Genomic DNA, 11,716 nt, shown 5'->3' on the forward strand with positions numbered 1-11,716 from the left:
TGCCGACTCCTTCTGCCGCAAGCATGCGCCGCTGGCGATGTCGGCCGCGCGGATGAATTTCCGAAGGTCCCGATTCCGGCGCGAATCTGCGGGCGCGGCGTCAGAACGTCGCCGGCGTATTGATCCAGATCAGCATTGTCTGACTGTCCGAGAGATTGCGCCAGGAATGCGGCCTCTTGCTCTCGAAATAGAAGCTGTCTCCGGTGCGCAGTTCGAAGAACTGATCGCCGTCGAGCACGACCTGCAGAGCTCCCGCCAGGACGAAGATGAATTCCTCTCCCTCGTGACGGTAGGAGCCTTCGCTGGAGGCGCCGGGCGCAAGGTCGAAACGATGACATTCCATCTGCCGCCGACCCGGGACGAGCGCATGGATGGTGACGCCGGACGAGGTCGTCGGCCACGTCGCCCATTCTCCGCTCCGCACGAGCGATGCGCTTTCTTCCTGCCCCTGCTGCCCGCTGAGATCGGCGACCGTCGTCCCGAGGTGTTTTGCCACGTCGTGCAGCGCGGTGATCGAGATGCCCTGCGACGTCCGCTCGAAAGTCGATAGCTGCGACAGGGAGGTCCCGGTCGCAAGCGCCACGGTTTCCAGCGTCTGCCGTGCCTGTCGTCGAAGGCTCCTGACCTTCATCCCGATCGGCATGTCGCCAGTGACATTGCCGTGCACGGCGGGGCGCGGTTCCTGCTCGTCCTTGAGCCCTTCCTTGATGGCTGCCGGATTGAGACCTTTTTCGCTCCGCATCCAGGCAATCGTCTGCAGCCGTTCGATGAGTTCGCAATCATAGAGTCGCTGCCCCGAGGGTGTGCGGATCGGTTCGACCAGCCCCTGCTGTTCCCACAGCCTGAGTGTCGACGGGGAAACGCCGGCGCTGCGTGCCGCTTCGGCAATTTTCAGAGGCTTCTTTTGCATATCCCGTTGGCAGGTTCTCGCAGGTTGAGATTTTTCTAGCGGCTACAAGATGCATCTTGCAACTCTACAGAAAAAATATAGAGATTTTTGAGACGTTTCGTCTCTCCACAACCAGTCTTCCGCTTTTCAGGGATTGCTTCCATGCAGAATGTCGAACTCGCAGACCGCCGCTCCGACGCCATTTCGCGCGGCGTCGGCGTCACCACGCAGGTCTATGCGGAGCGCGCCGAAAATGCGGAGATCTGGGATGTCGAAGGCCGCCGCTATATCGATTTCGCCGCCGGCATCGCGGTGGTCAACACGGGACATCGGCACCCGAAGATCATCGCTGCGGTCAAGGACCAGCTCGACCATTTCACCCATACCTGCCATCAGGTGGTTCCCTACGAGAATTATGTCCGCTTGGCAGAGCGGCTGAACAAGGCCGTTCCGGGCGACTTCAAAAAGAAGACCATCTTCGTTACGACGGGTGCGGAAGCTGTGGAAAATGCGGTCAAGATCGCCCGCGCCGCGACCAACCGCTCGGCGATCATCGCCTTCACCGGAGCCTTCCACGGCCGCACGTTCATGGGCATGGCGCTCACCGGCAAAGTGGTTCCTTACAAGGTCGGTTTCGGCGCTATGCTGCCGGAGGTCCATCATGTGCCTTTCCCAGTCGAACTGCACGGCTGCACGGTCGACGATTCGCTCACCGCGATCGACAAGCTGTTCAAGGCGGATGTCGATCCGAACCGTGTGGCAGCGTTTGTCATCGAACCCGTTCAGGGCGAAGGCGGCTTTTACGAAGTGCCGAAGGCGTTCATGCAGAAGCTGCGCGAGATCGCCGACAAACACGGCATCCTGCTGATCGCCGATGAGGTGCAGACCGGCTTCTCGCGCACCGGCAAGCTGTTTGCCATGGAACATCATGGCGTGGTGGCGGACATCACCACCATGGCCAAGAGCCTTGGCGGCGGCTTCCCCATCGCAGCCGTGACGGGCCGCGCCGATCTGATGGACTCTCCGGGGCCGGGCGGGCTCGGCGGCACCTATGGCGGCAATCCGATCGGCGTCGCCGCCGGCAACGCCGTTCTCGACGTGATCGAGGAAGAGGGCCTCAACCACCGGGCGACGTTGCTTGGCAACCGGCTGAAGCAGCGCCTGCAGTCGCTTGCCGACGCCGTGCCGCAGATCGCCGACATTCGCGGGCCGGGTTTCATGAACGCCGTCGAATTCAACGTGCGAGGGAGCAAAACGCCAAATGCCGAGTTCACCAACAAGGTCCGTGAGAAGGCGCTGGCCAAGGGTCTGATCCTGCTGACCTGCGGCGTTTACGGCAACGTCATCCGTTTTCTCGCGCCACTGACCATCCAGGACGAGGTGTTTTGCGAAGCGCTCGACATCCTGGAGGAAACCCTCCGCGAATGCGCCAAGGAGGCATGACTGTGAGCATTTCCAACGTTTTGCTTGCGCGTTTGAAGGATCCGTCGCTTGTTACCGACAAGGCCTTGATCGCCGGTGAATGGCTGTCGGCGGACGATGTCGGCAAGACCTTCGAAATCACCAACCCGTCGACCGGTGAAGTTATCGCGACCCTGCCGGACATGGGTCGCGCGGAGGCGGCCCGCGCTGTCGATGCCGCCTACAAGGCGCAGAAGGACTGGGCAAAAAAGACGGCCAAGGATAGAGCCGCGATCCTTCGCAGGCTCTACGATCTGATGCGCGCCAACGCCGACGATCTTGCCGCCATCCTGACCATGGAAATGGGCAAGCCGCTGGCCGAAGCCCGGGGAGAAATCCTCTATGGCGCCTCTTATGTCGAATGGTTCGGCGAAGAGGCCAAGCGCGTCTACGGCGATACGATCCCGGGCCACCAGCAGGACAAGCGGATCATCGTCCTGAAGCAGCCGGTTGGCGTCGTCGCAGCGATCACGCCGTGGAATTTCCCGAATGCGATGCTGGCGCGCAAGTTCGCGCCGGCTGTCGCTGCCGGCTGCGCCATGGTGTCGAAGCCTGCGGCCGAGACGCCGCTTTCGGCGCTGTCGCTGGCGCTGCTGGCCGAACGCGCCGGACTGCCGTCCGGCGTCCTCAGCGTCGTCACCTCGACCGATTCCTCGTCCATCGGCAAGGAATTCACCGAGAACGACAAGGTGCGCAAACTGACCTTCACCGGCTCGACCAGCGTCGGCAAGATCCTGATGCGTCAGGGTGCAGAGCAGATCATGAAACTTGGTCTAGAGCTCGGCGGTAATGCGCCGTTCATCGTGTTCGACGATGCCGATCTCGACGCGGCTGTCGAAGGTGCAATGGTGTCGAAATACCGCAACAACGGCCAGACCTGCGTCTGCGCCAACCGACTCTACGTGCAGGCAGGAGTCTACGACGTCTTTGCTGAAAAGCTGGCGGCCAAGGTTGCCGCGCTCAAGATCGGAGACGGTTTTGAGGACGGCGTCAATGCCGGCCCCCTCATCACACGGAAGGCTCTGGAGAAGGTGGAAGAGCATATCGCCGATGCCCTTTCCAAGGGCGCCAGCATCACGCTCGGCGGCAAGCCCGCCGACCGAGCCGGGTTGTTCTTCCAGCCGACCATCCTGACCGGCGTGACGTCAGACATGAAGGTTGCCCGCGAGGAAACATTCGGACCGGTTGCGCCGCTGTTCAAGTTCGAGACCGAGGAAGAGGTGATCGAGATGGCGAACAACACTGAATTCGGGCTTGCCTCCTATTTTTATGCCAAGGACCTGTCGAAGGTATTCCGCGTCGCCGAGGCGCTCGAATACGGAATGGTCGGCATCAATACCGGCCTGATCTCCAACGAGACGGCGCCATTCGGCGGCATCAAGCAATCCGGCCAGGGCCGCGAAGGCTCGAAATATGGTCTCGAGGACTATCTGGAGATCAAATATCTTTGCCTCTCGATCGAAGGATGAGGGCTGACGGCCTCGTTGCTCACCTCCTGAACACGGCAACGGCCGACACCGAGATGGATCTTAAAGGGCATCTGGAAACCTCCTCTTGCGGCCGAGCGCGGCCAGCGATGAACAGGAATGTCGGCGGCTGTGGACCGCCTATCTCGACCAATACGAAACCGCCGTGACGGGGGGTTATCAGACCACCTGCAGCCGCCTGCATTCGCAGGGCGAATTCGAGCCCAACGGCTTTATCGAAGAGGCGGTGTGCCGTTGAAGGATTGTCTGTCGCTGCCCGGAATCAAGCCGGCTCCGCAAGTCGTGCCGGCGCGCCATGAGCCGGGGTGTGTTATCTTTTCAACTTATTTATTGACATAAGTTAGTAATATCACATATCCTCTGCCTCATGCCGAATGGCACGAGAGAATTATCGGGAGGAGAACTAGATGAGTTTCTTGAGCGTATCCCGCACCCGGGCTGCGGGCGCGGTGTTGCACGGGGCCGCCCTCGTCGCGGTGGGTTTGTGTTGGGCCGTTCCGGCCTTCGCCGACGATGTCATGCGCGTCGTTTCGCCTTACCAGACTACAACGCTCGATCCGATGCGCTCCGCTGCGGCCGGCAACATCGAAACCTACGGCCAGCTTTATTCGCGCCTGCTGCGCCGGAACTCCGAAACCGGCGCGCTGGAGCCCGGGCTCGCCGAGAAATGGGAGATTTCGCCGGACGGCAAGACCTACACCTTCCACCTGCGCGGTGCCCAGTTCTCGGACGGTTCGCCGATCACCGCTGCCGACGTCGCCTTCAGCCTCGACCGTATCCGGAGCGACAAGAAATCGGCTTATCCTGCGCCGCTAGGGCCCGTCGAATCGGTGACCGCAGCGGATGCGAAAACCGTGGTGATCACGCTCAAGTCGGCCTTCGCGCCATTCCTCGGCAATGCGGAAATCTGGAACATGGGCATCGTCTCGAAGGCCGATGTGGAGAAGCGCGGCGAGGAGGTGGCTTTCGCCACGGTCCCGGTTACGTCCGGCCCCTATGAGGTCAAGCAGTGGAAGCCGAACGAGAAGCTCGTTCTCGAACCCAATCCGCACTACTGGCGCAAGGGCTATCCGAAGTCGCACGCTGCGGTCGAACTGATCGAGATCGCATCGCCCGAAACCCGCATCGCCATGCTGAAGGCCGGCGAGATCGACGTGGTGCGCGCGGTGCCGTGGACGCAGATCGACGAGCTGAAGGCGAGCGAGGCGGTGGATATGCGGCTCGAGCCTTCGACCACCATCTACATGATCCTGCTCAACCACAAGCGCGAGCCCTTCTCCAATCTGAAGGCGCGGCAGGCGGCCGGCATGGCGATCGACAACAAGGCCATGGCCGCGGCCATCACGCGTGGCTATGCCGAACCGGCAAACACCACGCTGCCAGGCAGCATCGATTTCCATGACAAGGATTATCCGGGCATTCCACACGAGCCCGCCAAGGCAAAGGAATTACTGGCCGAATCCGGCATGGCGGGGCGCGAGGTAAAGATCCTGGCGACCGGCGATGCGTCCTCGCAGCAGACGGCACTGCTGATCCAGGCTCAATGGCAGGCGATTGGGTTGAAGCCGGTGATCGTCAATGTCGATAGCGGCGCCTGGTGGGATGCGACCGGCAAGGGCGACTACGACGCTGCTGCCAACTGGTGGTACAACGAGACCACCGATCCCGACCTTGCAGTGCGCTGGGCCGTGTGCGGATCCTGCGGCTCGAACTCCTACAACACCTTCTATGCCAACCCGAAGGTGGACGCGCTCGTGGAGCAGGGCACCAAGGAGGCCGATCAAGCCAAGCGCGCGGAAATCTACAAGGAGATTCAGAAGATCACCACCGAAGAGGTCGCGCAGGTCCCGCTCTATTATGCGCCGAACGCGGTTGCCTATTCCAAGCGTCTCCATGGTCTCAAGCTGACGCCTGCGCTGCAATGGACGCTGGAAGAAACCTCTATCGGCCAGTGAGCCGCCTCAAGAGCGTCCCGACAGCGGCGCGCCCTTGACGCTCGAACCGGAGAACCGGATTGCCCCTTCTGCAACTCATCGCGCGGCGACTGCTGCAATTGATCGGTGTGCTTGCCGGTATCAGCCTCGTGACGTTCCTTTTGGTGCACATGGCCCCCGGCGATCCCGCCCGGCTTCTTGCCGGGGACAGGGCGAGTGCTGAAACCATCGCGGCGATCCGCACGCAATATGGGCTCGACCTGCCGCTCTGGCGGCAGTTCCTGACCTATCTCGCAAACTTGCTTTCGGGTGATATCGGCCTGTCGCTGCGCTTTCAGCGGCCGGTCAGCCAGCTTATCGAACAGTTCATGTGGCCGACGTTGTTCCTGACCGTCTACGTCATTTGCCTCGCCATCCCGCCGACGGTCGCGCTCGCCATCCTTGGTGCGCGCCGGCCCGGCGGCGTCGCCGACCAGATCATTCGGCTAGTGGGCATTGCCGGCCTTACGATTCCGGTGTTCTGGCTGGGCATCATGATGTCGCGCTTCTTCGGCGTCAGCCTCGGCTGGTTCCCTGTGTCGGGCTACGGCACGGGTTTCGCCGGGCATCTCCATCACCTCTTCCTGCCTGCGGTGTCGACGGCCATCTGGCTGGTGCCGGTCCTGACGCAGAGCCTGCGCGCCGCCCTCATCGAGAAGACGACGGCCGATTTCGTCACGGCAGCGCGGGCGCAGGGCGCCACGGAACGGCAGATCTTCTGGCAGACCATGCTGCCGAACGCCGTGCTGCCGACACTTAACCTGCTCGGCGTCATGGTGGCCTTCATGATCGGTGGCGCGATCATCGTCGAAACCGTCTATGCGGTGCCGGGCCTCGGCACTCTGATGGTCAATGCGCTGCTTGGCCGCGACTACTACGTCGTGCAGGGGCTTACTCTGGTCTTCGCGGTCTCGACTGTCCTGATCACGCTGGTCGTGGATTTGCTCACCGCCTTCATCGATCCGCGCGTCCGGCTCTGAGGAGATCGCACATGGCTGAAAGCCCCGTTCTGGCGCGGACCGCGCCCTCCTTCCGCCGCATCACGCCCATCATGCTGGTCGCGCTCGTCGTCCTGCTCGGATGGCTGGTGCTGGGGCTGGCGGCTCCGATGATCGCGCCCTATGACCCCGATGCCATCGACATCATGAACATGCTCTCGCCGCCGAGCGCGGACCATTGGTTCGGCACGGACCAGGTCGGCCGCGACGTCTTCTCGCGGGTTCTCTTCGCAAGCCGCGTCGATCTGCTGCTGTGCGTGGCCGGCGTGCTTCCGCCGCTGCTGATCGGCACGACCATCGGGCTGCTGAGCGGCTATTTCGGTGGTGTGGTCGACAATGTGTTCATGCGCATCTACGACCTCACGGTTGCGTTCCCCTTCTTCGTACTGGTGCTGGCCATCGTCGGCGTGCTCGGGCCGGGCCTCCTCAACTTCATCCTGGCGCTGACGCTTGTCGGCTGGGTCAGCTACGCGCGCCTGGTGCGGGCGCAGGTGCTGACGATCCGGGAAAGCGAGTATATCCAGGCCGCCAAGTGCCTTGGCTATTCGCCGGCCGCCATACTCGGCCACCATGTGTTGCCGAACGCCATAGGCCCCGTTATCGCCTACGCGGTCAGCGATGCGGTGCTCGTCATGCTGGCCGGCGCGAGCTTCGGCTTCCTCGGCCTTGGTGCGCAGCCGCCACTGGCCGAATGGGGCGTCATGATCGCCGACGGACAGGCATTCGTGCAGCAAGCCTGGTGGATATGCCTGTTCCCCGGTCTCGCCGCGATTTCGCTCGGCCTCGGCTTTGCTTTGCTCGGTGATCGGCTGGGACAGATACATCGTAATGGAATTACGGCATGAGCGGGCTGAAAACCGGCAAGCCGGCGCTGCTTGACGTCAAGGGCCTCTCCGTCAGCTTCGGCGGCTTTGCGGCCGTCAAGAGCGTTTCCTTCACACTCCAGCCGGGAGAGATCCTCGGCATCGTCGGCGAAAGCGGCTCGGGCAAGTCAGTGACCTGCCGTGCCATCATGCGGCTGCTGACCGGCGCGGCGCGCGCCGAAGGTTCGGTGGCGCTCGATGGGCAGGATCTTCTGGCGCTTGGGGAGGAAGAACTGTGCGCCATTCGCGGCCGCGACATCGGCATGATTTTCCAGAACCCGGCATCGCATCTCGATCCGCTGCGCCGCATTGGCCAGCAGGTCGCGGCGCCGATGATCCGGCATCTCGGCATCGGCAAACGCGAAGGCCTGCAGCGGGCGGTCAAGCTGCTGGAAAACGTCGGTATCCACGAACCGGAAAAGCGTGCGCGCTCCTATCCGCATGAATTTTCGGGCGGTATGAAACAGCGGGCGATGATCGCCGCCGCCATCGGCTGCCAACCGAAGCTGCTGATCGCCGACGAGCCGACGACCGCCCTCGACGTCACCGTGCAGGCCCGCATTCTTGAGTTGCTCAAGGAGCTCAACCGCAAGACCGGGCTGGCGATGATCCTCATTTCGCACGATCTCGGCGTCATCGCGGATATCTGCTCGCAGGTCGTGGTCATGCGCAATGGCGAGGTGGTGGAGCGGGGGCCGATCGACGACGTCATCAACCGGCCGCGCCACGCCTATACAAGACTGCTGATCGAATCCCAGCCCGGCCGCAAGAGCTATGGCACGGCCGGCAGCCCGGATCGGGGAACATCGCTGCTTCGCGTCGAAAACCTTTCGGTGGTGTTTCCCGTCGGGCAGGGTCTGCTCGGCAGCTTCGGAAGCAACAATTCCTTCCGCGCCCTCGACGGCGTCGATCTTGAGATCAATACGGGCGAAAGGGTCGGCATCGTCGGCGAAAGCGGTTCCGGCAAAAGCACGCTCGCCAGGTCGATCATTCGCCTGAACACGCCGAGCGGCGGCGCGATCCGTCTGGACGGACATGATGTCGGGGCGCTCGCTGGCGAGGCGCTGACGGCGTTCCGCCGCCGCGTGCAGATGGTGTTCCAGAACCCGTACGATTCGCTCAATCCGCGCCTGACGATTGCCGAGGCCGTCGCGGAGCCGATCTGGCGGCATGGCATCGCGGACCGAAAAGCGGCGCGGAAAGAAGCCGATGCGTTGCTGGAGATGGTGGAATTGCCGAGCAGCCTGCGCGATCGCAGGCCGCAGCAGCTTTCCGGCGGGCAATGCCAGCGCGTTGGCCTTGCACGGGCGCTGGCGCTGAAGCCGCAGCTTCTCATCGCGGACGAAATCACCTCGGCGCTCGATGTCACGACGCAGGCGCAGATCCTGGAACTGCTCGTGCGGCTCCAGCGCGAGCGCTCGCTGACGCTGCTCTACATTTCGCACGATCTCGCCGTGGTGAGCAGCCTTTGCCAGCGCGTCTATGTCTTCAAGGCCGGGCGCGTCGTCGAGCAAGGCGTGGCGCAGCAGGTTCTGTCCACACCGCAACACCCCTATACGCAAGCGCTGGTCGGTTCGCTGCCCCGGCTGCCGATGACCCAGACAATCCCCCATTCACAACCGGTGGCGACCCGTGCGACTTGATGAATATGCAGCCCAAGACGGAACCAGCCTCGCCCGCCTGCTGGCGAAGGGCAAGGTTACGCCGAGGGAACTTGGCCGATGCGTCGAACAGGCCGTCGCGGCGGTGAACCCTGCGCTGAACGCCGTCATCGAACTCTATCCGGACGCGCTGGAAAGTCTGCCGGAGGCGGCGTCCGCCACCCCCTTCGGCGGCATTCCCATCCTGACCAAGGACTTTCCCATCGAGGCGGGCCGGCCCGCCGAGTTCGGCAGCCGCCTTGCACAGGGGTTCAGCGCCGGCCACGATGCCGTCTACTGGGTGCGTTTGCGCAAGGGCGGCCTGGTCAATGCCGGACGCACGGCCAGTTCCGAATTCGGCGTGCCGGCGGCGACGGAATCGCCACTCTATGGCGCCACCCGCAATCCGTGGAACCCGGAACGTGGCGTTGCCGGCTCCAGCGGCGGGGCGGCGGCCGCCGTTGCCGCGGGCATCGTGCCTTTCGCGCAAGGCAGCGACGGCGGCGGATCGATCCGCAACCCGGCCGCGTTCTGCGGCTTGATCGGTCTGAAACCTTCACGCGGCCGGGTCACGGGCTCTCCGAATGCGAACGCCCCGCTCCTGGGCCTCGCAACGGCCTTCATGCTCACCCGCTCTGTCCGCGATACGGCTATGCTGCTTGACTTGTGCCACGGTCCCGATGCCGGCGACGGCTATGAAATCGCAGCGCCCGCGGGCATCTATCGCGATGCCATGCAGCGCACGCCGCAGGGGCTGCGGATCGCTTTGTGCACAAAGTCGTGGTCGGGCGTCCAGCTCCACCCGGAGGTTGCGGCAGCGACAAGGTCTGCCGCGGAACGGTTGGCATTCCTCGGTCACCATGTCGAGGAAGCATCGCCGGACTTCGACTATCGCGCCTTCCTGCATGCGCAGAAGGTCATCTGGGCAGCGGATGCCGCCGCGCATATGCCGGCCATGGCGCGGCATATGAACCGCTCGCTGGAGGCAACGCTTGGCGCAAGCGTATATGCTCTTTGTCGCTGGGGACTCGGCATCAGCGGCGCACAGCTTATCGACGCGCTGGCCGTCTGTGATCGGGTGACGCGGCTGGTCGGGCGCTTCCTTGCCGGATATGATCTCCTGCTGACACCGACCAACGCCATGCTGCCGGAACCGATCGGCTCCTTCGATCCCAATCGCGCCGGCATCGACGTGGTTGGCGTGTTCAACGATCTGGCGCCCAAGGAAACGTTCACGGCGCTGTTCAATGCGACGGGACAGCCCGCCATATCCCTGCCGCTCGGGCGCAGCCGGGATGGCCTGCCCATCGGTATCCAGCTCGTGGCCCGCTTTGGCCGGGAAGACCTGCTGCTTGCGGCTGCGCGGCAAATCGAGGAAGAGGTAGAAAGCGCTCCCGGCATCTGGGGACAGGGGCGTCCGGCCATTCACGCCGGCAATTTCTAGGAGTCTGTCACTGTGGCGAAAGCACGAAGCGGCAAGGATGCCAAGGGATCAAACGGCGTTGACGAGAAGATCGACATCGAAGCGATCCTGCGCGACCGCATGTCCGGGTTTTCGCCCTCGGAGCAAAGCCTTGCGGCCTATATCCTGGACAATATCCAGATCTTGCCCTTCGAGACGGGCAGCAGCATAGCGCAGGCGGTCGGCGTCAGCGAGATGACCGTCACGCGGTTCGTTCGCGGCCTCGGCTTCGAAAACCTGCGCGACCTCAAGAATCGATTGCGCGTGGCGGTCACGGAGAAGGACAGCGAAATCGACGACTACATGGCCCGCTTTCAGATGCGCGAAGGCCGGCAGCAGATGCTGCAGGAAAGCCTGCGGCTGGAGTTGGATGCCATCGTGAAGGCCTATGCCTTGACCACGTCCGAAGTGTGGGACGAGGCGGCGAGCTTGCTGGTGAAGGCGCGCACCATCTATGTCGTCGGTTTCCAGGCGTCGAAGGGCCTGGCGCTGGATTTCGCCAGCCGCCTGCTTTGGGCGCGTTCCAACGTCATTTTCATCGACAACGCCTCGGGCACATTCGGCGAGATCATCAATGCAGATTCCAAACAGAGCGCCGTCGTCCTCATTGACACGGCCTCCTACGCGACGCGCGGCATCAAGCTGGTCGAGAAGCTGAAGTCGATCGACATGCCGCTGGTCATCGTCACCGACAAGTTCAGTCACTGGGGCTTTGCCTATACGCGCTTCGTCTTCGAGGCGCATACGCATGTGAAAACCTTCTGGGATTCTACGGCAAGCCTCAGTGTCGTGCTCAATCTGCTCATCGACGCCATTGCCACCAAACTCGGGCCGAAGGCCAAGCGTAACTTCGCCATGATGAGCGACATGGGCACCCTCTTCGGAGAATTCGTCGGCGGCAGCTATCTGCGCCGTAACGATTGATCCATTCCCAACCGCGAAC

At 62.9% G+C, this 11,716-nt stretch carries 10 protein-coding genes; 9 read left to right on the plus strand and 1 reads right to left on the minus strand.

Going from position 1 to position 11,716, the window contains the following annotated elements:
* Positions 1–100: 100 nt before the first annotated feature.
* On the minus strand, positions 101–910 hold the full coding sequence (locus NKJ67_RS02900; RefSeq protein WP_352580366.1) for a cupin domain-containing protein: 810 nt from the start codon (positions 908–910) through the stop codon (positions 101–103).
* A 141-nt stretch (positions 911–1,051) separates the two neighbouring features.
* On the opposite strand from NKJ67_RS02900, the gene NKJ67_RS02905 reads away from it, so the two are divergent.
* From NKJ67_RS02905 to NKJ67_RS02945, 9 genes are all read left to right on the plus strand, one after another.
* Positions 1,052–2,332 carry a 4-aminobutyrate--2-oxoglutarate transaminase gene (locus NKJ67_RS02905; RefSeq protein WP_352580367.1) on the plus strand — a complete coding sequence of 427 codons (1,281 nt, stop codon included), beginning with the start codon at positions 1,052–1,054 and terminating at the stop codon, positions 2,330–2,332.
* Between the two features lie 2 nt (positions 2,333–2,334).
* A complete protein-coding gene (locus NKJ67_RS02910; protein WP_352580368.1) occupies positions 2,335–3,819 on the plus strand; it encodes an NAD-dependent succinate-semialdehyde dehydrogenase in 1,485 nt (494 codons plus the stop codon).
* 85 nt (positions 3,820–3,904) lie between these two features.
* Entirely contained in the window at positions 3,905–4,075 is a 171-nt protein-coding gene (locus tag NKJ67_RS02915) for a hypothetical protein (RefSeq protein ID WP_352580369.1), read from the plus strand.
* A gap of 169 nt (positions 4,076–4,244) precedes the next feature.
* Complete coding sequence (locus NKJ67_RS02920) at positions 4,245–5,792, plus strand: ABC transporter substrate-binding protein (RefSeq protein WP_352580370.1); 1,548 nt, start codon at positions 4,245–4,247, stop codon at positions 5,790–5,792.
* 59 nt (positions 5,793–5,851) lie between these two features.
* A complete protein-coding gene (locus NKJ67_RS02925; protein ID WP_352580371.1) occupies positions 5,852–6,790 on the plus strand; it encodes an ABC transporter permease in 939 nt (312 codons plus the stop codon).
* 11 nt (positions 6,791–6,801) lie between these two features.
* Entirely contained in the window at positions 6,802–7,653 is an 852-nt protein-coding gene (locus NKJ67_RS02930; protein WP_352580372.1) for an ABC transporter permease, read from the plus strand.
* Positions 7,650–9,314 carry a dipeptide ABC transporter ATP-binding protein gene (locus tag NKJ67_RS02935; protein WP_352580373.1) on the plus strand — a complete coding sequence of 555 codons (1,665 nt, stop codon included), beginning with the start codon at positions 7,650–7,652 and terminating at the stop codon, positions 9,312–9,314. Before NKJ67_RS02930 ends, NKJ67_RS02935 begins: the two co-directional genes overlap by 4 nt.
* Positions 9,304–10,755 (plus strand): amidase, encoded by a 1,452-nt coding sequence (locus NKJ67_RS02940; RefSeq protein ID WP_352580374.1) that lies wholly within the window; start codon positions 9,304–9,306, stop codon positions 10,753–10,755. The genes NKJ67_RS02935 and NKJ67_RS02940 overlap by 11 nt, the downstream gene beginning before the upstream one ends.
* 12 nt (positions 10,756–10,767) lie before the next feature.
* Positions 10,768–11,697, plus strand: a complete 930-nt coding sequence (locus NKJ67_RS02945) for a MurR/RpiR family transcriptional regulator (protein ID WP_352580375.1) — start codon at positions 10,768–10,770, stop codon at positions 11,695–11,697.
* Positions 11,698–11,716 lie beyond the last annotated feature (19 nt).

This window comes from Mesorhizobium sp. M0088, assembly GCF_040322895.1.
Classification (GTDB): domain Bacteria; phylum Pseudomonadota; class Alphaproteobacteria; order Rhizobiales; family Rhizobiaceae; genus Mesorhizobium.